Origin of the sequence: Lysinibacillus sp. FSL L8-0312 (assembly GCF_038003285.1) — a bacterium.
Classification (GTDB): domain Bacteria; phylum Bacillota; class Bacilli; order Bacillales_A; family Planococcaceae; genus Lysinibacillus; species Lysinibacillus fusiformis_D.
Genome location: NZ_JBBOOV010000001.1, coordinates 2,996,281 through 3,019,213, shown reverse-complemented (window position 1 = coordinate 3,019,213; position 22,933 = coordinate 2,996,281). Strand labels below are relative to the sequence as shown.

At 40.3% G+C, this 22,933-nt stretch carries 34 protein-coding genes, 1 rRNA gene and 1 pseudogene; 34 read left to right on the top strand and 2 right to left on the bottom strand.

The genetic code is table 11. From position 1 onward, the window contains the following. Positions 1–3: 3 nt before the first annotated feature. The 32 genes and pseudogenes from rpsC to MHI22_RS15155 all read left to right on the top strand — a co-directional run bounded on the left by rpsC (position 4) and on the right by MHI22_RS15155 (position 18,849). Positions 4–657 (top strand): 30S ribosomal protein S3, encoded by a 654-nt coding sequence (rpsC, locus tag MHI22_RS15310; RefSeq protein ID WP_025116438.1) that lies wholly within the window; start codon positions 4–6, stop codon positions 655–657. A 1-nt stretch (position 658) separates the two neighbouring features. After that, complete coding sequence (gene rplP, locus MHI22_RS15305) at positions 659–1,093, top strand: 50S ribosomal protein L16 (protein WP_025116437.1); 435 nt, start codon at positions 659–661, stop codon at positions 1,091–1,093. Next, on the top strand, positions 1,083–1,283 hold the full coding sequence (gene rpmC, locus MHI22_RS15300; RefSeq protein WP_004233646.1) for a 50S ribosomal protein L29: 201 nt from the start codon (positions 1,083–1,085) through the stop codon (positions 1,281–1,283). Before rplP ends, rpmC begins: the two co-directional genes overlap by 11 nt. Before the next feature lie 18 nt (positions 1,284–1,301). Continuing rightward, entirely contained in the window at positions 1,302–1,565 is a 264-nt protein-coding gene (gene rpsQ / locus MHI22_RS15295) for a 30S ribosomal protein S17 (protein ID WP_008181723.1), read from the top strand. Positions 1,566–1,607: 42 nt separating this feature from the next. Beyond that, positions 1,608–1,976, top strand: a complete 369-nt coding sequence (rplN, locus tag MHI22_RS15290) for a 50S ribosomal protein L14 (protein WP_004233650.1) — start codon at positions 1,608–1,610, stop codon at positions 1,974–1,976. Between the two features lie 35 nt (positions 1,977–2,011). Next, positions 2,012–2,320 carry a 50S ribosomal protein L24 gene (rplX, locus tag MHI22_RS15285; RefSeq protein WP_004233652.1) on the top strand — a complete coding sequence of 103 codons (309 nt, stop codon included), beginning with the start codon at positions 2,012–2,014 and terminating at the stop codon, positions 2,318–2,320. A 29-nt stretch (positions 2,321–2,349) separates the two neighbouring features. Next, the gene (gene rplE / locus MHI22_RS15280; RefSeq protein ID WP_008181719.1) at positions 2,350–2,889 is read left to right on the top strand and encodes a 50S ribosomal protein L5; all 540 of its coding nucleotides are present in this window, start codon (positions 2,350–2,352) and stop codon (positions 2,887–2,889) included. 22 nt (positions 2,890–2,911) lie between these two features. After that, the gene (locus tag MHI22_RS15275; RefSeq protein WP_004233656.1) at positions 2,912–3,097 is read left to right on the top strand and encodes a type Z 30S ribosomal protein S14; all 186 of its coding nucleotides are present in this window, start codon (positions 2,912–2,914) and stop codon (positions 3,095–3,097) included. A gap of 29 nt (positions 3,098–3,126) precedes the next feature. Continuing rightward, positions 3,127–3,525: a 30S ribosomal protein S8 gene (gene rpsH / locus MHI22_RS15270; protein ID WP_008181717.1), complete on the top strand. Its 399-nt coding sequence runs from the start codon at positions 3,127–3,129 to the stop codon at positions 3,523–3,525. 30 nt (positions 3,526–3,555) lie between these two features. Beyond that, the gene (rplF, locus tag MHI22_RS15265) at positions 3,556–4,095 is read left to right on the top strand and encodes a 50S ribosomal protein L6 (protein ID WP_008181715.1); all 540 of its coding nucleotides are present in this window, start codon (positions 3,556–3,558) and stop codon (positions 4,093–4,095) included. A gap of 32 nt (positions 4,096–4,127) precedes the next feature. Further along, entirely contained in the window at positions 4,128–4,487 is a 360-nt protein-coding gene (gene rplR / locus MHI22_RS15260) for a 50S ribosomal protein L18 (RefSeq protein ID WP_036124657.1), read from the top strand. 21 nt (positions 4,488–4,508) lie between these two features. Continuing rightward, positions 4,509–5,012 (top strand): 30S ribosomal protein S5, encoded by a 504-nt coding sequence (gene rpsE, locus MHI22_RS15255; RefSeq protein WP_008181711.1) that lies wholly within the window; start codon positions 4,509–4,511, stop codon positions 5,010–5,012. 13 nt (positions 5,013–5,025) lie between these two features. Then, complete coding sequence (gene rpmD / locus MHI22_RS15250; RefSeq protein WP_004233668.1) at positions 5,026–5,208, top strand: 50S ribosomal protein L30; 183 nt, start codon at positions 5,026–5,028, stop codon at positions 5,206–5,208. Between the two features lie 34 nt (positions 5,209–5,242). Then, a complete protein-coding gene (gene rplO, locus MHI22_RS15245) occupies positions 5,243–5,683 on the top strand; it encodes a 50S ribosomal protein L15 (RefSeq protein WP_036129082.1) in 441 nt (146 codons plus the stop codon). Continuing rightward, the gene (secY, locus tag MHI22_RS15240) at positions 5,683–6,978 is read left to right on the top strand and encodes a preprotein translocase subunit SecY (protein ID WP_036129079.1); all 1,296 of its coding nucleotides are present in this window, start codon (positions 5,683–5,685) and stop codon (positions 6,976–6,978) included. Before rplO ends, secY begins: the two co-directional genes overlap by 1 nt. 70 nt (positions 6,979–7,048) lie before the next feature. Further along, positions 7,049–7,702 (top strand): adenylate kinase, encoded by a 654-nt coding sequence (locus MHI22_RS15235; protein ID WP_036129077.1) that lies wholly within the window; start codon positions 7,049–7,051, stop codon positions 7,700–7,702. 252 nt (positions 7,703–7,954) lie between these two features. After that, positions 7,955–8,029, top strand: a pseudogene (locus MHI22_RS15230) (type I methionyl aminopeptidase); the annotation flags it as partial. 86 nt (positions 8,030–8,115) lie between these two features. Further along, positions 8,116–8,334, top strand: coding sequence for a translation initiation factor IF-1 (gene infA / locus MHI22_RS15225; protein WP_004233690.1), 219 nt, complete (start codon positions 8,116–8,118; stop codon positions 8,332–8,334). A gap of 37 nt (positions 8,335–8,371) precedes the next feature. Next, positions 8,372–8,485, top strand: coding sequence for a 50S ribosomal protein L36 (gene rpmJ, locus MHI22_RS15220; protein WP_000868344.1), 114 nt, complete (start codon positions 8,372–8,374; stop codon positions 8,483–8,485). A gap of 24 nt (positions 8,486–8,509) precedes the next feature. Continuing rightward, positions 8,510–8,875, top strand: a complete 366-nt coding sequence (gene rpsM, locus MHI22_RS15215; RefSeq protein ID WP_004233729.1) for a 30S ribosomal protein S13 — start codon at positions 8,510–8,512, stop codon at positions 8,873–8,875. A gap of 25 nt (positions 8,876–8,900) precedes the next feature. Continuing rightward, positions 8,901–9,290, top strand: a complete 390-nt coding sequence (gene rpsK, locus MHI22_RS15210) for a 30S ribosomal protein S11 (protein ID WP_004233731.1) — start codon at positions 8,901–8,903, stop codon at positions 9,288–9,290. A gap of 139 nt (positions 9,291–9,429) precedes the next feature. After that, positions 9,430–10,374 carry a DNA-directed RNA polymerase subunit alpha gene (locus MHI22_RS15205; protein WP_004233733.1) on the top strand — a complete coding sequence of 315 codons (945 nt, stop codon included), beginning with the start codon at positions 9,430–9,432 and terminating at the stop codon, positions 10,372–10,374. Between the two features lie 56 nt (positions 10,375–10,430). Then, a complete protein-coding gene (rplQ, locus tag MHI22_RS15200) occupies positions 10,431–10,811 on the top strand; it encodes a 50S ribosomal protein L17 (RefSeq protein WP_012296051.1) in 381 nt (126 codons plus the stop codon). Between the two features lie 426 nt (positions 10,812–11,237). Continuing rightward, entirely contained in the window at positions 11,238–12,083 is an 846-nt protein-coding gene (locus MHI22_RS15195) for an energy-coupling factor ABC transporter ATP-binding protein (protein ID WP_036129072.1), read from the top strand. After that, positions 12,059–12,931, top strand: a complete 873-nt coding sequence (locus MHI22_RS15190) for an energy-coupling factor ABC transporter ATP-binding protein (protein ID WP_058845117.1) — start codon at positions 12,059–12,061, stop codon at positions 12,929–12,931. Before MHI22_RS15195 ends, MHI22_RS15190 begins: the two co-directional genes overlap by 25 nt. After that, entirely contained in the window at positions 12,928–13,725 is a 798-nt protein-coding gene (locus tag MHI22_RS15185; RefSeq protein ID WP_036129069.1) for an energy-coupling factor transporter transmembrane component T family protein, read from the top strand. Before MHI22_RS15190 ends, MHI22_RS15185 begins: the two co-directional genes overlap by 4 nt. A gap of 14 nt (positions 13,726–13,739) precedes the next feature. Continuing rightward, complete coding sequence (gene truA, locus MHI22_RS15180; RefSeq protein WP_340812358.1) at positions 13,740–14,480, top strand: tRNA pseudouridine(38-40) synthase TruA; 741 nt, start codon at positions 13,740–13,742, stop codon at positions 14,478–14,480. Between the two features lie 178 nt (positions 14,481–14,658). Continuing rightward, entirely contained in the window at positions 14,659–15,096 is a 438-nt protein-coding gene (rplM, locus tag MHI22_RS15175; RefSeq protein ID WP_004233742.1) for a 50S ribosomal protein L13, read from the top strand. A gap of 25 nt (positions 15,097–15,121) precedes the next feature. Then, positions 15,122–15,514 (top strand): 30S ribosomal protein S9, encoded by a 393-nt coding sequence (gene rpsI / locus MHI22_RS15170; RefSeq protein ID WP_004233744.1) that lies wholly within the window; start codon positions 15,122–15,124, stop codon positions 15,512–15,514. Positions 15,515–15,937: 423 nt separating this feature from the next. After that, positions 15,938–16,876, top strand: a complete 939-nt coding sequence (locus MHI22_RS15165; RefSeq protein ID WP_445668855.1) for a DUF4822 domain-containing protein — start codon at positions 15,938–15,940, stop codon at positions 16,874–16,876. A gap of 131 nt (positions 16,877–17,007) precedes the next feature. After that, on the top strand, positions 17,008–17,721 hold the full coding sequence (locus MHI22_RS15160) for an N-acetylmuramoyl-L-alanine amidase (RefSeq protein WP_036129063.1): 714 nt from the start codon (positions 17,008–17,010) through the stop codon (positions 17,719–17,721). A 72-nt stretch (positions 17,722–17,793) separates the two neighbouring features. Then, a complete protein-coding gene (locus MHI22_RS15155; protein ID WP_036129061.1) occupies positions 17,794–18,849 on the top strand; it encodes a P-loop NTPase in 1,056 nt (351 codons plus the stop codon). Positions 18,850–18,903: 54 nt separating this feature from the next. Here MHI22_RS15155 and gerD read toward each other — a convergent pair whose 3' ends face one another. Next, positions 18,904–19,512, bottom strand: a complete 609-nt coding sequence (gerD, locus tag MHI22_RS15150; RefSeq protein ID WP_036129059.1) for a spore germination lipoprotein GerD — start codon at positions 19,510–19,512, stop codon at positions 18,904–18,906. 151 nt (positions 19,513–19,663) lie between these two features. On the opposite strand from gerD, the gene MHI22_RS15145 reads away from it, so the two are divergent. Beyond that, complete coding sequence (locus tag MHI22_RS15145) at positions 19,664–20,338, top strand: KinB-signaling pathway activation protein (RefSeq protein ID WP_009374014.1); 675 nt, start codon at positions 19,664–19,666, stop codon at positions 20,336–20,338. A gap of 35 nt (positions 20,339–20,373) precedes the next feature. On the opposite strand, the gene MHI22_RS15140 is transcribed toward MHI22_RS15145, so the two are convergent. Further along, entirely contained in the window at positions 20,374–21,030 is a 657-nt protein-coding gene (locus MHI22_RS15140) for a hypothetical protein (protein WP_340812357.1), read from the bottom strand. A 268-nt stretch (positions 21,031–21,298) separates the two neighbouring features. On the opposite strand from MHI22_RS15140, the gene MHI22_RS15135 reads away from it, so the two are divergent. Continuing rightward, positions 21,299–22,850: ribosomal RNA gene (locus MHI22_RS15135) — 16S ribosomal RNA — on the top strand. Positions 22,851–22,933 lie beyond the last annotated feature (83 nt).

The window sequence follows — 22,933 nt, the reverse complement described above, 5'->3', positions numbered from 1 at the left end:
TCCGTGGGTCAAAAAGTACATCCAATAGGACTGCGCGTTGGTATTATTCGTGACTGGGAGTCAAAATGGTACGCTGAAAAAGACTATGCAACTCTACTTCACGAAGACATCAAAGTGCGTAAATATATTGAAACGGCTCTTAAAGACGCTTCTGTTTCTAAAGTAGAAATCGAACGTGCTGCAAACCGTGTAAACATTACAATTCACACTGCGAAACCAGGTATGGTAATCGGTAAAGGTGGTACTGAAGTTGAAAACCTTCGTAAATACCTTAGCGAGTTAACTGGTAAACGCGTACACATCAACATCATTGAAATTAAACGTGCAGATCTTGACGCTCGTCTAGTAGCTGAAAACATCGCTCGTCAATTAGAAAACCGTGTATCATTCCGTCGTGCGCAAAAGCAAGCGATCCAACGCACAATCCGTGCTGGTGCAAAAGGAATTAAAACACAAGTATCTGGTCGTTTAGGTGGCGCTGATATCGCGCGTGCTGAACACTATAGTGAAGGAACTGTTCCACTTCATACTCTACGTGCTGACATTGACTATGCACACGCAGAAGCTGACACTACTTACGGTAAATTAGGCGTTAAAGTATGGATCTACCGTGGTGAAGTTCTTCCTACGAAGAAATCTGTGGAAGGAGGCAAATAATATGTTATTGCCTAAACGCGTAAAATACCGTCGTGAACACCGCGGCAACATGCGTGGCGAAGCGAAAGGCGGCAAAGAAGTATCATTCGGCGAGTGGGGCTTACAAGCTCAAACTGCTAGCTGGATTACTAACCGTCAAATCGAATCTGCACGTATCGCGATGACTCGTTACATGAAACGTGGCGGTAAAGTTTGGATTAAAATCTTCCCACACAAACCTTACACTAAAAAACCTCTAGAAGTCCGCATGGGTTCTGGTAAAGGTTCTCCTGAAGGTTGGGTAGCAGTAGTAAAACCAGGAAAAATTATGTTCGAAATTGCTGGTGTATCTGAAGAGATTGCACGTGAAGCACTTCGTTTAGCATCACATAAGCTTCCTGTTAAATGTAAGATCGTAAAACGTCAAGAAACTGGTGGTGAATCTAATGAAAGCTAATGAAATCCGTGACCTTGCCACTTCTGAAATTGAATTAAAAGTGAAATCACTGAAAGAAGAGCTTTTCAACCTTCGCTTCCAATTGGCGACTGGTCAATTAGAAAACACAGCTCGTATTCGTGAAGTGCGTAAAGCAATCGCGCGTATGAAAACTGTTATTCGTGAAAGAGAAATCAGTGCAAATAACTGATAAAGGAGGTTTTCAAGTATGACTGAGCGTAATCAACGCAAAGTTTACACGGGCCGCGTTGTTTCAGATAAAATGGACAAAACTGTTACTGTTTTAGTTGAAACTCACAAAAAGCACAAGCTTTACGGTAAACGTGTAAAATACTCTAAAAAGTTTAAAGCTCATGATGAGCAAAACCAAGCGAAAATCGGTGATATCGTACGTATCATGGAGACTCGCCCGCTATCAGCTACTAAACGTTTCCGTCTAGTTGAAGTTGTAGAAAAAGCGGTTATTATTTAATAACTATTTCGGAACAACCATTTCCGAAGGGAGGTAACCTAAGTGATCCAACAAGAAAGTCGTATGAAAGTTGCTGACAACTCAGGTGCACGTGAAGTTCTTACAATTAAAGTGCTTGGTGGCTCTGGCCGTAAAACTGCTAACATCGGTGATATCGTTGTTTGTACAGTTAAGAAAGCAACACCAGGTGGCGTTGTCAAGAAGGGTGACGTTGTTAAAGCTGTTATCGTTCGTACTAAATCAGGCGTACGTCGTAAAGACGGTACGTACATCAAATTTGATGAAAATGCTTGTGTAATTATTCGTGATGATAAATCACCACGCGGAACTCGTATTTTCGGACCTGTTGCACGTGAATTACGTGACAGCAACTTCATGAAAATCGTTTCTCTAGCTCCAGAAGTTCTTTAATTTCATGATAGTGCCAATCAAGGAGGTGCGACAGCATGCATGTAAAAAAAGGTGACAAGGTTAAGGTTATCACTGGTAAGGACAAAGGCAAAGAAGGAGTAATCCTAGCTGCTTTCCCTAAACAAGACCGCGTTCTTGTTGAAGGCGTTAATATCGTGAAAAAGCACGTTAAACCTAACCAATTGAATCCACAAGGTGGGATTGTAAGCCAAGAGGCTGCAATTCACGTTTCGAACGTAATGCTAATCGATCCTAAATCTGGCGAGCCGACTCGTGTAGGTTATAAAATCGAAAACGGTAAAAAAGTTCGTGTTGCAAAAAAATCAGGTGCAGTAATCGACTAACTAGTAAATAAAAGAAGGGAGGTACACACATGAGCCGCCTAAAAGAAAAATATTTAAATGAAGTTTCTCCTGCTCTTATGAGCAAGTTTGGATATAAATCAGTTATGCAGTTGCCGAAAGTTGACAAAATCGTTATCAACATGGGTGTTGGTGATGCTGTTCAAAACTCTAAAGCATTAGATGCAGCTGTAGAAGAATTAACAATTATCACTGGTCAAAAACCAGTTGTAACTAAAGCGAAAAAATCGATCGCAGGTTTCCGTTTACGTGAAGGTATGCCAATCGGTGCTAAAGTTACATTACGCGGTGAGCGTATGTATGAATTCTTGGACAAATTAATCTCAATCTCACTTCCTCGTGTACGTGACTTCCGTGGTGTTTCTAAAAAAGCATTCGATGGTCGCGGTAACTACACTCTAGGTGTTAAAGAGCAACTAATTTTCCCAGAAATCGATTACGATAAAGTTTCAAAAGTACGCGGTATGGACATCGTGATCGTAACGACAGCGAACTCTGACGAAGAAGCTCGCGAGTTATTGACACAATTCGGTATGCCGTTCCAAAAGTAATTTAAACAAGGAGGGCGAAAACGTGGCTAAAAAATCTATGATCGTTAAACAACAACGTAAGCAAAAGTTTAAAGTGCAAGAATATACACGTTGTGAACGCTGTGGCCGTCCACACTCTGTATATCGCAAATTCAAACTTTGCCGTATTTGTTTCCGAGAACTTGCATATAAGGGACAAATTCCTGGCGTGAAAAAAGCCAGCTGGTAATCCCCTAATTTGGGAAGGAGGTAAATGTAATGACAATGACTGATCCGATTGCAGATATGCTTACTCGCATTCGTAATGCGAACATGGTTCGTCACGAGAAGTTAGAAGTACCAGCTTCCAACGTGAAAAAAGAAATCGCTGAAATTTTAAAGCGTGAAGGTTTCGTACGTGACGTAGAATACGTGGAAGACAACAAGCAAGGTATTATCCGTATCTTCTTAAAATACGGTAAAGATAACGAGCGTGTTATCACTGGCTTAAAACGTATTTCTAAACCTGGTCTACGTGTATATGCTAAAACAAATGAAGTGCCTAAAGTACTGAACGGTCTTGGTATCGCTTTAGTGTCAACTTCACAAGGTTTATTAACAGATAAAGAAGCTCGCGCTAAACAAGTTGGCGGCGAAGTTCTAGCATACGTTTGGTAATTAGCAATAAATGAATGGAGGTGCAACTAAATGTCTCGTGTAGGTAAAAAAATTATCGAGGTACCAGCTAACGTAACTGTTACTGTTGCAGCTGACAACACTGTTACTGTTAAAGGTCCTAAAGGCGAACTTGTTCGTTCTTTCCACCAAGATATGAAAATTGAGCAAGAGGGTAACGTAATCTCTGTATCACGTCCTTCTGAATCAAAAGAACACCGCACAAACCACGGTACTACTCGTGCGCTTCTAGCGAACATGGTTACTGGTGTTTCTGCAGGTTTCGAAAAAGCTTTAGAACTTATCGGTGTTGGTTACCGTGCGCAATTACAAGGCAAAAAACTTGTACTTAACGTAGGTTACTCTCATCCAGTAGAGTTCACACCTGAAGATGGTCTTGAAATTGAAGTTCCTTCTAACACTAAAATCATCATTAAAGGTATTAGCAAAGAGCGCGTTGGTGCTCTTGCATCTAACATCCGTGACGTTCGTCCACCAGAGCCATATAAAGGTAAAGGTATCCGTTACGAAGGCGAATACGTTCGTCGTAAAGAAGGTAAAACAGGTAAATAATGCTGCCTAAGCATTAGAAAGGAGTGACCCTTGTGATTACGAAACAGGATAAAAATCAAGTTCGTAAAAAACGTCATGCGCGAGTTCGTTCTAAAATTTCGGGTACTGCTGAGCGTCCACGCTTAAATGTATTCCGTTCTAACAAGAACATCTACGCTCAACTTATCGATGACGTAGCAGGCGTAACAATTGTTAGCGCATCTTCTCAAGAAAAAGATTTTGAAGGCACTGGTAGCAATGTTGCAACTGCATCAAAAATCGGTGAAACAATCGCGAAACGCGCTGCGGAAAAAAATATTACTGCTGTAGTTTTTGACCGTGGTGGTTACTTATATCATGGACGCGTGAAAGCTTTAGCTGAAGCTGCACGTGAGAATGGTTTAGAATTTTAATAAGAAGGAGGGACACATTTCATGAGTCGAATTGACGCAAACAAACTTGGAGAACTTGAAGAACGCGTAGTTACTATTAACCGTGTTGCTAAAGTTGTTAAAGGTGGACGTCGCTTCCGCTTCACAGCACTAGTTGTTGTTGGCGATAGAAACGGTCATGTAGGTTTCGGTACTGGTAAAGCTCAAGAGGTTCCAGATGCTATCCGTAAAGCTGTTGAAGATGCGAAGAAAAACTTAGTAGAAGTGCCACGTGTTGGTGGAACAACTCCACACTTAGTGCTTGGTCGCTTCGGTGCAGGAGAAATCTTAATTAAACCTGCTGCTCCTGGTACAGGGGTTATCGCTGGTGGTCCAGTACGTGCTGTACTAGAACTTGCTGGTATTACTGATATTCTTTCAAAATCTCTTGGATCTAACACACCAATCAACATGGTGCGTGCAACTGTTCAAGGTTTAACTGAATTAAAACGCGTAGAGGACGTAGCTAAATTACGTGGTAAATCAGTGGAAGAAATATTAGGATAAGGGGGGAAAGATAATGGCTAACAAATTAGAAATCACCCTTACTAAATCTGTGATTGGTACTAAACCTGCACAACGCAAAACTGTTGAAGCTTTAGGTTTACGTAAATTACACCAAACTGTAGAGAAAGCTGATAATGCAGCTACTCGCGGTATGCTTGATAAAGTAGCACACTTAGTTACTGTAAAAGAAATTTAATTTTCAATAATTGAACAAGGAGGTGCCACCCACTATGAAACTGCATGAGTTAAAACCAGCAGAAGGTTCTCGTAAGCAACGCAATCGCGTTGGTCGTGGTATCGGTTCTGGTAACGGTAAAACAGCAGGTAAAGGTCATAAAGGTCAAAACGCTCGTTCTGGTGGCGGTGTACGCCCAGGATTTGAGGGCGGTCAAAACCCATTATTCCGTCGTTTACCAAAACGTGGATTTACGAACATTAATCGTAAAGAATACGCGATTGTTAACCTTGATGCTTTAAACCGTTTCGAAGACGGTGCAGAAGTTACTGCTGCATTATTACTTGAAACTGGTATAGTGAGCAACGAGAAAGCTGGAATTAAAGTTCTTGGCAACGGAGCTCTTAATAAAAAGCTTACTGTTAAAGCTCATAAATTCTCAGCTTCAGCGAAAGAAGCAATCGAGAATGCCGGCGGAACTACTGAGGTGATTTAATGTTTCAGACAATCTCTAACTTTATGCGTGTTCGAGATATAAGAAATAAAATCATTTTCACACTTTTAATGTTAATCGTTTTTCGTATTGGAACTTTCATTCCAGTACCAAACGTTGACGCTGATGTATTAAAGGCAACTGATGAGTTTAACCTCGTTGGTTTCCTGAATACTTTTGGCGGTGGTGCTTTAAAGAACTTCTCCATCTTCGCGATGGGAATTATGCCTTACATCACAGCCTCAATCATTGTTCAGTTATTGCAAATGGACGTAGTACCGAAATTTGCTGAGTGGGCAAAGCAAGGTGAAGTCGGAAGACGTAAACTTGCACAATTTACTCGCTACTTTACTATTATTCTTGCTTTTATCCAATCATTCGCAATGTCATTCGGTTTTAATAGAATGTATGGTGGATCTTTGATTAAAGAAGAGGGCGTTCTAACTTATGTTACAATTGCTATAGTATTGACAGCGGGAACAGCATTCCTAGTATGGCTTGCTGAGCAAATTACTGCTCACGGTGTTGGTAATGGTATTTCTGTTGTCATTTTCGCAGGTATCGTTGCAGCATTGCCTACAGGGATCAACCAAATTTTTGCACAGCAAATCGAGGGTGCTGGAGATAAATTATTTATCAACATCATTGTCCTTGCATTGCTTGTATTAATTTTATTAGCAGTTGTAGTTGGGGTTATATACGTGCAACAAGCACTTCGTAAAATTCCAATTCAATATGCGAAACGAGTTACTGGACGTAGTCAGCAAACTGGTGGTCAACAAACGCATCTACCGTTAAAAGTAAATGCTGCAGGGGTTATTCCGGTAATCTTTTCAGTAGCGTTTCTTGTAACACCTCAAACGCTTGCTGTGTTCTTTGGTGAAAATAGTGTTACAAATTGGATTACGAAAAATCTGCAGTATACGCAGCCTATCGGTATGACAATTTATATTATTTTGATCGTCGCGTTCACATATTTCTATGCATTCGTTCAAGTGAATCCAGAAAATGTGGCAGACAACTTGAAAAAACAAGGTGCTTACATTCCAGGTATTCGTCCTGGTGAAAACACTCAAACGTATTTAACAAGCGTGTTATATCGTCTAACTTTTGTTGGTGCGATATTCTTAACTGTTATTGCTGTAATGCCGATTTTATTCATTAATTTTATGAATTTACCTGCCTCAGTGCAGATCGGTGGTACTAGTATTATTATCGTAGTCGGTGTAGCGCTGGAAACGATGAAGCAGCTAGAATCTCAACTTGTTAAACGTCACTACAAAGGCTTTATGAAATAATGTTGGTTTTTAGGGAACGTTCCATCGTTTCCTTAAATCAGCAAACCTTTTGTGGGAGGAATATTTCCTAATGAATATCGTTTTAATGGGTCTGCCAGGTGCTGGTAAAGGTACTCAGGCAGATAAAATTGTTGAGAAGTACGCGATTCCTCATATTTCTACAGGCGATATGTTCCGTGCTGCAATTAAAGAAGGTACTGAACTAGGCTTACAAGCGAAATCGTTTATGGATCAAGGTGCACTAGTACCTGATGAAGTAACGATTGGTATTGTTCGTGAGCGACTGGCTAAACCTGATTGTGAAAAGGGCTTCTTATTAGATGGATTCCCACGTACTGTTCCTCAAGCTGAAGCATTGGATAGCATTCTTGCTGATCTAGGTAAAGCGATTGAGCATACATTAAACATTCAAGTTGAAAAGGATGAGTTAATTGCTCGTCTTTCAGGTCGACGTATTTGTAAAACTTGTGGTACATCATATCATTTAATTTTCAATCCTCCTACGGTGGAAGGAAAATGTGATAAAGATGGCGGCGAGCTTTATACACGTGCAGATGATAATCCTGAAACGGTTGCAAACCGTCTGGAAGTAAATATGAATCAAGCACAACCTCTACTTGATTTCTATCAAGCTAAAGGTGTGTTAACTAACATTGATGGACAGCAAGATATTAACAAAGTGTTTGCTGATCTTGATGCTCTATTACAGGGCAGCCGCAGCTGATACCCGGCTCCGGGCGCAGAGTACTGCTTCCGCGGGAGGCATGCGGGAGCAACAACGAAACATAATTTTTTTGAGAGTTGCAAAAGCATATTGTGCCCGGTATATATTTCTTCTAAAGAGTGCAACATACCTTTTGGAGGAGTATAATGGGTTTCGTGGAAGCATCTGTGTAACGGGTATGAATATCTCATCAAAGACATTCCGGTATTCGTGTAAACATGGGAGGTTCAGTGCCCTTATTGGTTCTGTAAATTCCGTGGATTGTGTGAAGCGAAACCAGACGAGCGTCTTTCAAACATCTCTCATACAATCCAAACATATGTTGAAACGAGGTTGCTTCTAAAGTTGCAGCAGATATCCGTTTGATGTAACGATGAGAACTTTAATTTGCATATAGAGAGGAGACAGAGTAGATGGCGAAAGATGATGTAATTGAAGTCGAAGGGACAGTTGTTGAGACTTTGCCAAACGCGATGTTTAAGGTAGAATTAGAAAATGGACATGTGATTCTAGCACACGTATCTGGTAAGATTCGTATGCACTTTATCCGTATTCTACCTGGAGATAAGGTTACTATCGAGTTATCTCCTTATGATTTAACTCGCGGTCGTATCACATACCGTTTTAAATAATCTTTTGCGCTCCGGACTACTAAGGAGGTTAGGTTAGATGAAAGTGAGACCATCTGTGAAACCGATCTGCGAAAAATGTAAAGTAATTCGCCGACGCGGTAAAGTAATGGTAATCTGTGAAAATCCTAAACATAAACAAAAACAAGGTTAATTCTAAAGGAGGTGCACAACGTACATGGCACGTATTGCTGGTGTTGATATTCCTCGCGACAAACGCGTGGTAATTTCATTAACGTACATTTTCGGTATTGGTAAAACTACAGCTCAGAAAGTACTAGCTGATGCAGGTATTTCAGAAGATACACGCGTACGCGACTTAACTGAAGATGAGTTAAACAAAATCCGTGAACAATTAGATTCATACAAACTTGAAGGTGACTTACGTCGCGAAACTTCATTAAATATTAAACGTCTGATGGAAATCGGTTCATTCCGTGGTATCCGTCACCGTCGTGGCTTACCTGTTCGTGGTCAAAATACGAAGAACAATGCGCGTACGCGTAAAGGTCCTCGTAAAACTGTTGCGAACAAGAAAAAATAATTGGTAAAGGAGGTTCCTTCTTAACATGGCTCGTAAACAACAAACTCGTAAACGTCGTGTGAAAAAGAATATCGAATCTGGTATTGCACACATTCGTTCTACATTTAACAATACAATTGTAACGATTACAGATATGCAAGGTAACGCTGTATCTTGGTCAAGTGCTGGTGCTCTTGGTTTCCGTGGTTCACGTAAATCTACACCATTCGCTGCTCAAATGGCTGCAGAAACTGCTGCTAAAACATCCCTTGAACATGGTCTGAAAACGTTGGAAGTAACTGTTAAAGGTCCTGGTGCTGGTCGTGAAGCTGCTATTCGTGCACTTCAAGCTGCTGGTTTAGAAGTAACTGCTATTAAAGACGTTACTCCAGTTCCTCATAATGGTTGCCGTCCGCCAAAACGTCGTCGCGTGTAATGGGTGCGTCTCATATTGTATGAGAACATCATTTTTTGTACAGACTGTCTTGTGCAGATAATAAACGATACGTCATTGACGATCGAATCTATGATGGAAAGAACCTATACATTCGATGTTTTGAAGGAGGGTAAATAAAATGATCGAAATTGAAAAACCAAAGATTGAAACGGTGGAGATCAGCGAAGATTCCAAATATGGAAAGTTTGTTGTAGAACCGCTTGAACGCGGATATGGAAACACTTTGGGTAATTCTTTACGTCGTATCCTTCTGTCTTCATTACCAGGAGCTGCTGTCACTTCAATTCAAATTGATGGTGTTCTTCACGAATTCTCGACTGTAGAAGGCGTAGTAGAAGATGTAGCTTCAATCATTTTGAACGTGAAAAAACTAGCTCTTAAAATCTACTCTGACGAAGAAAAAGTTATTGAGATTGATGTAAAAGGCGATGGTACAGTTACGGCTGCTGACATTACACATGACAGTGACGTAGAAATTTTAAACCCAGATCTATATATTGCAACAATCGCTAAAAACGGTCATTTACGTATGCGTATGTATGCACAACGCGGCCGTGGTTACACTCCTGCTGATCAAAACAAACGTGAGGATCTTCCTATCGGCGTGATCCCGATCGACTCTATTTACACTCCAGTATCACGCGTCAATTTCCAAGTGGAAAATACTCGTGTAGGTCAGTCTTCTGACTACGACAAACTTTCTCTTGATGTGTGGACAGATGGTAGCATCGGTCCGAAAGAGGCGATTTCGCTCGGAGCAAAAATTTTAACCGAGCATCTTAACATCTTCGTTGGCATGACGGATGAGGCACAGACTGCTGAAATCATGGTCGAAAAAGAAGAAGATCAAAAAGAAAAAGTTTTAGAGATGACTATCGAAGAACTTGATCTTTCTGTTCGTTCTTATAACTGTTTAAAACGCGCTGGTATTAATACAGTACTAGAACTTGCGAATAAATCAGAAGACGATATGATGAAAGTTCGTAACCTTGGACGTAAGTCACTAGAAGAAGTAAAAGCGAAGTTAGAAGAGCTTGGTTTAGGATTACGCAAAGAAGACTAAGCGATTTAAACAACACTAATAAGATCAGATTTTTTCTATAAAGGAGGGAAACATCCATGGGTTACAGAAAACTTGGTCGTACAAGTTCTCAACGTAAAGCGATGTTACGTGACTTAGCTACTGATTTAATCATCAACGAGCGTATCGAAACTACTGAGGCTCGCGCTAAAGAAGTACGTAAAGCTGTTGAAAAAATGATTACTTTAGGTAAACGCGGAGATTTACACGCACGCCGTCAAGCTGCTGCATTCATCCGTCGCGAACTAGTAACAACGACTGATGCTGAAGGTAACGAAACAACATCATTTGCACTTCAAAAGTTATTTGATGATGTTGCACCACGTTATGCAGAGCGTCAAGGTGGTTACACTCGTATTCTTAAAGTAGGTCCTCGTCGTGGTGACGGTGCACCTGTTGTTGTGATTGAACTAGTTTAATCATAAGAGAAGACTTGTGGTGAAGAGGGTGGGAATCACCACCCTCTTTCTTTATAAATGATTTATACGACAAATAATTAAGCTGAGCGTTATGATGAGCGGGCACTTTAGGGTGTGGCGTCTCGTTTAGCTCTCCGCACCTCATTCAGGAGAAATAAGGGCTTGAGCACCCGTATTTCTTGTAAATGTAACGACAAGCGCATTTCTATCGAATGAGGTGCGCGCTTTTTTATTATGTGGGATAGCGCCAATTTGTGGTGCTTTTTTTAATATATGGGTTTTCTTTAGACGCTCAAAAGTGCACCATCAAATTGAGTTGTTATAGTAGTATTTTTCTTTTATCGACATACGGATTGTAGTAGAATTCATACATAAAAAAGTGTAAGTTAGTTAGTAGAGCTGAGCATGTAGAGAGGAGTTCTAGAAATGCCTGAAATTTTATCTTTAAATAATGTGACTTTTTCATATACACCAGAAATTCAAGACAGTCGTAATGCTGTAGAACATGTTAGTTTCGCTGTTGAAGAAGGCGAATGGATTGCCATAGTTGGACATAATGGTTCAGGTAAATCCACTATTGCCAAGCTGATGAACGGCTTGTTATTCCCTCAGCAGGGGGATGTGCGAATATTACGAGAACCCTTAAGTGAAGAAAACCTTTGGGAATCTCGCTCCTTAATGGGTATGGTTTTTCAAAACCCTGATAATCAGTTTGTAGGTGCCACTGTACAGGATGATGTTGCATTTGCCTTAGAAAACAATGGTGTGCCTTTTGAAGAAATGGTGAAACGTGTACACGCGGCACTAGAGCAAGTAAAAATGGACACGTTTTTAGATCATGAGCCACATCACTTATCTGGAGGACAGAAACAACGCGTTGCCATTGCTGGTGCACTTGCACTAAAGCCAAAGCTTCTCATTTTAGATGAGGCTACATCGATGTTGGATCCTCAGGGCCGTGCAGAGGTGTTACAAACTGTCCAAACATTACGTGCAGAAACGGGATTAACAGTAATATCCATAACACATGATTTAGAAGAAGCCATGTTAGCAGATCGAGTTCTTTTTATGAATGATGGCAAGAAGTTTGCAGAAGGTACACCTGCTGAAATCTTTGCACTTGGGGACAAGCTAGTTGAGTTTGGACTAGATTTACCATTTGCCTTGAAGTTATCAAAGCTATTGCAAAAGGAAGGTGTTCCATTAATGGGACAACATATGACAGAAGAAGAGTTGGTGAATGATTTATGGACATCAAACTTCAACAAATAAGCTATGCCTATGCACAGGGGACACCTTTTGAAAAACGGGCATTATTCGATGTAGACTTTGACATTCCATCCCATACTTATCAGGCAATTATAGGTCATACGGGTTCTGGGAAATCAACCATACTTCAGCATTTTAATGCACTTCTAAGACCTACTTCAGGAGAAGTACATATAGGTGATCGCCTGATTGTAGCTGGGAAAAAAGCAAAGGATTTAAAAGCGGTAAGACAAAAGGTCGGTATTGTCTTTCAATTCCCTGAGCATCAACTATTTGAAGAAACAGTGTTAAAGGATATTATGTTTGGGCCAATGAACTTTGGTGTATCAGAGAAGGAGGCTGAAGCGCGTGCAAGAGAACTTGTTAGCTTAGTTGGATTACCGAACAACGTGCTTGAGAAGTCTCCGTTTGATTTATCGGGTGGTCAAATGCGCCGAGTGGCAATTGCGGGTGTTTTGGCGATGGATCCAGAGGTAATAGTGTTGGATGAACCAACAGCTGGACTTGATCCACGAGGTCAAAAAGAGATCATGGATATGTTTTATCAACTCCATCAAGATCGTCGTCTTACAACGATTCTTGTCACACATAGTATGGAGGATGCGGCTCGATATGCAGATAATATTGTAATCATGCATGAAGGAAAAAATGTCTTAAGTGGACCACCACAAACTATTTTTAAAGATGGTGAAACATTAAAGAGTTTCCGCTTAGAGCCACCACGTATTGTCCGCTTTCAACAGAAGATTGAGCACATGATGGGTCGGTCCTTGTCAAAGGTTTGCTTGACGGAAGAGGAACTCGCTGCTGAAATTGCTCAAACGCTTAGAGAGGAGCGTGCAGAGCCATGATGGAAAAAATGATCTTTGGACGCTTCCTACCAGGTGACTCACCTGTGCATAAACTAGATCCACGATCAAAACTAATCTTTGTGTTTGCCTTTATTATTATTGTGTTTTTGGCCAACAATACAGTGACCTATGCTATGCTACTAGCATTTACGCTCTTGATTGTATTAGTATCACGTATTCGTCTGTATTTTTTAATTAATGGTCTCAAACCGGTTCTCTTTTTAATGGCTTTCACATTTCTTCTTCATATATTTATGACGAAGGAAGGCGTCCCTGTTTTCGAGTCAAAGTTTATCACGATATACGATGAAGGAATTAGGCGAGGAATATTTATTTCAGTACGTTTTCTAGTATTAGTATTTATGACATCTATCTTAACGTTAACGACATCACCGATCTCCATTACAGATGGTATTGAGGTTCTTTTAAATCCATTAAAAGCAATAAAAGTACCAGTTCATGAATTGGCTTTGATGATGTCCATTTCCTTACGTTTCATACCAACTTTAATGGATGAAACAGATAAGATTATGAAGGCACAAATGGCCCGAGGCTCAGATTTATCCTCTGGACCAATAAAAGATCGTATAAAGGCAGTAGTGCCATTGTTAGTACCACTTTTTGTCAGTGCATTTAAAAGAGCTGAGGATCTAGCAACTGCGATGGAAGTAAGAGGCTATCGTGGTGGTGAAGGTCGTACAAGGTACCGTAGGCTAAAATGGGATATGGGTGACACATTTGCACTTGTGTTACTAGTAGCAATAGGCGTATTGCTATTCTTTTATAGAAGTTAAAAGGAGTAGGCTTGATGCGACGATTAAAAGTAATTATAAGCTATGATGGAACGCTTTTTTCTGGCTATCAAGTACAGCCTGGAGAGCGCACAGTACAGGCTGAGCTTGAGCGTGTACTGTCCATTATGCATAAAGGAGAAAAGATTAAGGTAACTGCAAGTGGACGTACAGATGCAAGAGTTCATGCTACAGGACAAACATTGCATTTCGATACACCTCTTGCCATTCCAGTTGACAAGTATAGCAAGGCTTTGAATGTGCAACTACCAAGAGATATTCGCGTACTATCGGTAGAGGAAGTGGCACATGACTTTCATGCACGCTATAGTGTGACAGGGAAGCGCTATCGCTATATTTGGTCTTGTGAGCCTATCCAAAGCCCATTTCGCAGATATTACACAGTCGAGACAAGTGGCATCAAACCTAATGTAGAGGCGATGCAAGAGGCAGCTAAGGCTATCGTTGGTACACATGACTTTTCATGCTTTTGTGCAGCGAATACAAGTGTGAAGGATAAAGTACGTACTGTCACGACACTGCAATTTGAATGGCATGGAGAAGAACTTCATATGGTGATTGAAGGCAATGGTTTCTTATATAATATGGTGCGTATTATTGCAGGTACACTTTGGGAGGTTGGCGTAGGTCGCCGCACGATTGACAATGTGGCACTTGTAGTTGCCTCTGAAGATCGCGATAAAGCAGGAAAAACCGCGCCACCACAAGGGTTATACTTAGAAAAAGTGTTCTATTAGTGACGTTTTAGAATTCTGAACAACTTTACCAGGCGTTTAATGAAATTGCTTGACTTTAAAAGTCATTCATTATATGATAACAGATGGTATTTTCATTACCACCACAAATAAGCCCCGAAACTTATAGTGTAGTCTAATGAAAAATAACGGTAATCGAATCGATTAGGAGGATATATACATGCGTACAACATTCATGGCTAAAGGTCACGAAGTAGACCGTAAATGGTTAGTAGTTGATGCAGAAGGCCAAACTCTTGGACGTTTAGCTTCTGAAGTAGCTGCAATCTTACGTGGTAAACATAAACCAACATTCACACCAAACGTTGACACAGGTGATCACGTAATCATCATCAACGCTGACAAAATCCATTTAACTGGTAACAAATTAGAGGGTAAACTTTACCGTCACCATACTCAATTTGCAGGTGGTTTAAAAACGCGTACTGCTGGTGAAATGCTAGATAAGTACCCAACAAGAATGATCGAATTAGCAGTTAAAGGAATGCTTCCTAAAAACTCTTTAGGTCGCAAAATGTTCACTAAACTTAACGTTTATACTGGAACAGAGCATCCACATGCTGCACAAAAACCAGAAGCATACGAGCTTCGCGGATAATATAAATTAAGAGGAGGATATTACTTTGGCACAAGTTCAATACATCGGCACTGGTCGCCGTAAAAGCTCTGTAGCTCGCGTACGTTTAGTACCAGGTACAGGTAAAATTGTTATCAATAAACGTGAAATCGAAGAATACGTACCATTCGCTGCATTACGCGAAGTAATTAAACAACCATTAGTAGCTACTGAAACTACAGGAAGCTATGATATCCACGTAAACGTTAACGGTGGTGGATACACTGGTCAAGCTGGTGCTGTTCGTCACGGTATCGCTCGTGCTCTACTTCAAGTAGACCCAGATTTCCGTGCTGCATTAAAATCAGCTGGATTACTTACTCGTGATTCACGCATGAAAGAACGTAAAAAACCAGGTCTACGCGGCGCTCGTCGTGCACCTCAGTTCTCAAAACGTTAATATCAGCGTTCTATACAAAGACTCTTTCTACTTTTGTGGAAAGAGTCTTTTTTGTTATTTAGTCATTAGATTAAAGGTTGCTTACTCTTATTTCTTATAAAGCGGATGATTGCAAATTCTAGATGCGATGTAACACTGCCAATGACTAGTGTGAACCAGTATGTAGCTGTCCCTTTTTACATAATCATTACTATTTCCGCACAGATTTAAGATATATTAAAAATATTTTCGCATAAGTTTATGTTTTTTTAAGAAATTATTTAGAGGGAGTTTAACATTCCACTTTAATATAGTTCTTGAAGGTACTACAAACCATTCATTTTCTTGAAATTTGTCATTAGGGGTTTGGCGTAACTCAAAAATAGAATGTAGCGATGGAGGTAAGTAGGTATGAAAAAATTATTGATAGTATCAGTTGCGGCAATGGCACTACTTGCAGCATGTCAAGATAAGGAGCCTGAGAAAGGCAACAATGCGAATAGTGAGGAAATAAAAACAGAAAGTGCTGCTACAACGAAGGATCAAACAAAGGAGCAATTAACGAAGGGTGAAGAAATGGCCAATATATTAAGTAGTACGAATTGGCAAGGCACCAAAGTATATGATAAAGACAACAATGATTTAACTGCGGAGAATTCTAACTTTATTGGCTTAGCAAAATATGATGCTGAGGCAGGTCATTATGAATTCTTTGACGTTGCTACTGGTGAAAGCCGTGATGATAAAGGGACGTTCTTTATCACAAATGATGGGACACAAAGAATTTTAATTTCTGAATCCAAGGATTATCAAGCTATTGTAGAAATTACAGAGCTAAACGATAGTATCTTTACTTATAAAAGAATGGGCAAAGATGCTGCTGGCAATGAGGTAGAAGTGTTCGTTGAGCATATTCCATATAAAGAAAATGAACTGGCATTTACCGATTCAAATAAAACGCTGAATGTTTCAACAGGTAATATTGTTACAGACGTTGACGGAGATAAGATTTTAGCTGATACATTATGGCACGGAACTGTTGTATTAGATGAAGCAGGTAATGATTTAACAGAGTTTAATTCAAATTTTATCAGCATTGCAAAATATGACGCAAATACAAATAAATATGAGTTCTTCAACCCTGAAACAGGTGAGAGTCGTGGCGACTATGGTTATTTTAATGTCATTCATGGCAATAAAATAAGAGCTCATGTTTCAATCGGTGATAATAAGTATGGCGTTGCCCTTGAAATTACTGAAATCAATGAGAAGAAATTCACGTATAAACGTACAGGTAAAGACAAAGACGGTAATAATATAACTGTATTTGTTGAGCATGAACCTTATGAAGGTGGATTAAATCCTGTATTTACAATGCAATAAAATGATACTTCCTCCCTTATTATAGAAGAAAATCAAAACTCTTAAGTTTATTACTTGGGAGTTTTTTTTACTTTCTGGCATAGTTCATCTACTAATTTCGTACACTAAATGTAAAAGGGTGGTGGATATGGGTGAAGCGCTGGCTTGCACTAGGAGTAATTATGCTTATGAGTATAGTGGTCGTGGCATATGAAACAAATGCTTCGGACCGTAACTTCTTCTTACCAGACCCACTTGGTGGCATCAAAATTGTCATTGATGCAGGGCATGGTGGTGAGGACGGAGGAGCTTCAAAGGGCGAAGTAATTGAAAAGGAAATTACACTTGCAATTGCTCAGCATGTGGAGAAGAAATTAAAGAAAAAAGGCGCAACAGTCGTAATGACGCGAACAAAAAATGGGGATGTGATTGATGAGCATGCGCCGTCGGAAAAATATGGAACTTTAAGAGAGCGGAAAAAGCAGGATATTTTCTTAAGAAAGGATATCGTTGAAAAAGAAAAGCCTGATGTATTTATTACAATTCATGCAAATGCTATACCCGAAACAAAATGGCGTGGTGCACAGGTGTTTTATCATAAGGAAGGACATGCCGATGGCGAAATTCTTGCCAAGAGTATTCAACAATCCATTCGCACTAATCTAAAAAATACAGACCGAGAAGCTTTGTCTATTAAGCAAATTTATTTACTGAAGAAAGTAGAAGTCCCTGCAGCATTAGTAGAGACTGGTTTTATCAGTAATGATGAAGAACGAGCATTATTAATCGATAAGAACTACCAGGAAAAAATGGCAGATGCCATAGTTGAAGGTATAGAAGAGTATTTATTAGCTAAGATTGAGTAGAGCAACATCTACAACGTAAACCATATCAGTATGATATACTAACATTGAGACAATATAAGGGGAGTGTTCGTCGTGATTACTGAACAACAAGTACGAGAAATACTAGGACAACTACAAGATCCATTTTTACATAAATCGCTTGCAGAAACAGATGGTATTACAAACGTAGCAATAAAAGAAGAAAAAAATCATGTTAGTGTAAAAATTGCGATCGCTAAATTAAATACACCTGAACAGCTACAGCTACAAATGAAGGTTGTTGAGGTGTTGAAAGAAGCGGGTGCTAATACGGTTGGCATTCGTTTTGAAGAACTATCAACAGAAAAATTACAAAGCTTCCGTGGCACTGCAACAGAGTCAGAAGCACAAGATATTTTATCTCCACTAAGCACAGTACAAGTGATTTCAATTGCTTCTGGTAAAGGGGGAGTAGGTAAATCTACAGTATCAGTTAACTTAGCTGTTGCTTTAGCTCGTCTAGGAAAGAAGGTCGGATTAATCGACGCCGATATTTATGGCTTTAGTGTGCCCGATATGATGGGTGTGACGGATATGCCTAAAGTAGTTGACAATCGTATTTTCCCCGTAGATCGCTTGGGTGTAAAAATGATTTCAATGGGCTTCTTTGTGGAAAACAACGCACCGATTGTATGGCGTGGTCCAATGCTAGGTAAAGTATTAGATCAGTTTTTCCGTGATGTTGAATGGGGAGAGCTAGACTATCTACTATTAGATTTACCTCCAGGCACAGGTGACGTAGCATTAGATATCCATCAAATGCTACCATCATCAAAAGAAATTGTTGTCACAACACCGCATCCGACAGCAGCATTTGTTGCAGCTCGTGCAGGAGCAATGGCTCTTCAAACAGACCATGAAATTTTAGGTGTTATCGAAAATATGGCTTGGTTTGAATCTAAATCAGGTGATCGAGAATTTGTCTTTGGACAAGGAGGCGGACCTAAGCTAGCTGATGAATTACGTACAGAGCTGCTTGGGCAGATCCCGCTTGGTCAACCCGATTGGACAGAAGAAGATTTTGCTCCGTCTGTTTATGCTGAGAAACATACGACAGGACAAATTTATTTAGACATCGCGACGAAAATCATTGATAAATTAAGTAAATAAATAAAAAACGGATTTCCACCTTTTATGGGGAAATCCGTTTTTAAATTGCTATGGTTACTCAGTACTTTTTTGCTCCTTATCCGATCCGCCATCACTTTCACCACTAGCTTCTTTCTTATCGCCACTTCCTGATGAACCTGTTTCGCCACTCTTTTTAATAAGTTCCTGCCATTTAGATTGCATTAAAGGGCTTTCGATCGTTTCCTTTACCACTTGCTCCATTTGCTTGCGCATATTGGATGATTTTAGGATGGTCTCTAGCTGCTTTTGCATATCGGGTTGCCCAAAAAAGGCCTCCATATCCTTTTGGAAAGTCGGATCTTTTATTAAGTCCTTCATAATATCCTGTTGCTGTTTTTGCATGCTTTTTGCAACAGTTTCTTTAAATTTTGGATCTTCAAAGGTTTTCTTCCAAAAGTCTTCTGCTTCCTTGGAAAGTAATGTTTCCTCAGTAGCCTTTTTCACTTCATCATGCTCTAAAATCAAAAGCTCACGGAAACTTGGCTCCTCCAAAAGCTGTCGCAATGCCTTTTTACCATCCTCTGTTTGCAAAGAGTCAATCATGATTTTTTTTATTTCATCATAGGACATGGTAGAGGTTTTATCTTGTGAACAGGCAGAAAGAAAAAGCATTAGAATCAATAATAAGGTGAATTTTCGCATCGACAATCAGTCCTTTCTCTAGATAGACTCTTTCAATTATTGTTCACATTTCTCGGGACTTTATGTATTGGTTAGGATGAGAAATAGCTTTTTTAACAAGGCATTGATAAAATAAGGACAGATATATTGAGAAATTGGGGGACTTTTAGTTGTGACGATACGAAATTGGGCAAAGTTTTTCTTCTTTGCAATGCTCGTTGGTGGTGCAGTCAACGGAGTTTTTAGTTTATTTATTCGCTGGGAATTTTTCCAACCATACATAGCAAATGGTCAATGGGGCGAATTTTTCGCTGGACTTTTATGGATGGTTTTCTTAGGGTTTACCATGAGTGTTATAGCACAAGCTGGTTTTTTTGCTTATTTAACACTTCATCAAGTAGGTGTTAATATTTTTAGAACACTGACATTATGGAATTGGGTACAGCTATTATTAATTGCCATAACGATTTTCGATATTATATTCTTCCGCTTTATTCCTGGTGTGAAGGATGGACAAAGCTGGTTGTTCTATGTTGGATTATTAATTGTTCTAATATTTGGTGCAATAGCAACAGCTGTTCAAAAAGTAAAATTAACGGGGAAAAAGCATGTAATGATTTCGGCTCTATTCTTTATGATTGTCATTACAACGCTGGAATGGACAATTGCATTAATGGGTCGTGATGAAAATATTAATGAATATGTTGCGCTTTTATTATTCCCATTATTGGCTGTTAATGCGTATCAACTATTAGTATTGCCTAAATATAATGCAAAATCCGATGAAGATCGTCAAAAATTAGAAGCACGCCGCAAAGCTCGTCGTGAACAGGCTAAAAATGCATAAGAAAAAATTGCCCCACTTTAGTGGAGGCAATTTTTTTATGGGGCTTTTTTAGTTTGAACTTTATAACCAAATATATTTTCTTCAATTGACATAAACTTATGTTGTTGTATTAGAGCGTTAAGCTCTTTAAAGGATATTTGATTATTTTGATGGAGTGGAAAAAATACAAAATCACCTTTTTGTAATTTAGGCGTTTTCTCACCCTGCCAAATAAGAGAAGGCGACAGTAAATTCATTTGTTGTTGGAATAAAGATTTCTGTAAATCCTGCGAATATTGATGATTTCGGGTAGCAAACCATAAAGGTTTTTCCTTTAAATACTTTTCATAGGTATTAATATCTTTTTGGATGAGCGTAATGTCAACGGGTTCTTCTATTGAATCATCTGGACCAAGTAGTCCTGTAGGCAATTTTCGTTGTTGTATAATTTTCAAATGTTGGGGTGAACGTTTAATCCAGTCGGTATCTAAAAGCAGAAGAGGATAAGGCTCTTTCACCGTTTGAAGCCATTCTAATAGAGAGTCATCAGAGAAAGAAATCTCTACAATAAGAGATGTGCCATAATGTCCTTTCGTGACCACTACTGGTGCATTCGCAATATTAAATACAGAAATCATCGTTGAGTTTATAGGCTTTAGAAAAGCAAAAAGGATTACGATTAAAAGCAGTGAAATCAACGTTTTGCGGACCATAATAATAACCTCATTTCTAAGATTTTAAATAAAAAATGAATCTCTTTAAAAAAACTTATGATTTAGTGTTGACTTTCATGAATAATCGATGTTATTATGTATAAGTCGCCAAGAGGTGACAGTGAAATAAAAAAACATGAACCTTGAAAACTGAACAAGCAAAACGTAATCAATAAAGTTTTTAGTAACTAACCTTGGTTAGTGAACAAAACAAAATTTTGGACATCAAAATGATGCCAGCAAAACAATTTGAGCTATTCAAATTTCTTTTATGGAGAGTTTGATCCTGGCTCAGGACGAACGCTGGCGGCGTGCCTAATACATGCAAGTCGAGCGAACAGAGAAGGAGCTTGCTCCTTCGACGTTAGCGGCGGACGGGTGAGTAACACGTGGGCAACCTACCTTATAGTTTGGGATAACTCCGGGAAACCGGGGCTAATACCGAATAATCTGTTTCACCTCATGGTGAAACACTGAAAGACGGTTTCGGCTGTCGCTATAGGATGGGCCCGCGGCGCATTAGCTAGTTGGTGAGGTAACGGCTCACCAAGGCGACGATGCGTAGCCGACCTGAGAGGGTGATCGGCCACACTGGGACTGAGACACGGCCCAGACTCCTACGGGAGGCAGCAGTAGGGAATCTTCCACAATGGGCGAAAGCCTGATGGAGCAACGCCGCGTGAGTGAAGAAGGATTTCGGTTCGTAAAACTCTGTTGTAAGGGAAGAACAAGTACAGTAGTAACTGGCTGTACCTTGACGGTACCTTATTAGAAAGCCACGGCTAACTACGTGCCAGCAGCCGCGGTAATACGTAGGTGGCAAGCGTTGTCCGGAATTATTGGGCGTAAAGCGCGCGCAGGTGGTTTCTTAAGTCTGATGTGAAAGCCCACGGCTCAACCGTGGAGGGTCATTGGAAACTGGGAGACTTGAGTGCAGAAGAGGATAGTGGAATTCCAAGTGTAGCGGTGAAATGCGTAGAGATTTGGAGGAACACCAGTGGCGAAGGCGACTATCTGGTCTGTAACTGACACTGAGGCGCGAAAGCGTGGGGAGCAAACAGGATTAGATACCCTGGTAGTCCACGCCGTAAACGATGAGTGCTAAGTGTTAGGGGGTTTCCGCCCCTTAGTGCTGCAGCTAACGCATTAAGCACTCCGCCTGGGGAGTACGGTCGCAAGACTGAAACTCAAAGGAATTGACGGGGGCCCGCACAAGCGGTGGAGCATGTGGTTTAATTCGAAGCAACGCGAAGAACCTTACCAGGTCTTGACATCCCGTTGACCACTGTAGAGATATAGTTTCCCCTTCGGGGGCAACGGTGACAGGTGGTGCATGGTTGTCGTCAGCTCGTGTCGTGAGATGTTGGGTTAAGTCCCGCAACGAGCGCAACCCTTGATCTTAGTTGCCATCATTTAGTTGGGCACTCTAAGGTGACTGCCGGTGACAAACCGGAGGAAGGTGGGGATGACGTCAAATCATCATGCCCCTTATGACCTGGGCTACACACGTGCTACAATGGACGATACAAACGGTTGCCAACTCGCGAGAGGGAGCTAATCCGATAAAGTCGTTCTCAGTTCGGATTGTAGGCTGCAACTCGCCTACATGAAGCCGGAATCGCTAGTAATCGCGGATCAGCATGCCGCGGTGAATACGTTCCCGGGCCTTGTACACACCGCCCGTCACACCACGAGAGTTTGTAACACCCGAAGTCGGTGAGGTAACCTTTTGGAGCCAGCCGCCGAAGGTGGGATAGATGATTGGGGTGAAGTCGTAACAAGGTAGCCGTATCGGAAGGTGCGGCTGGATCACCTCCTTTCTAAGGATATTTTCGGAATACAAACCTAGGGTTTGTAAGATTACGTTTTGCGTTCAGTTTTGAAGGTTCATTCTTCTGAATGA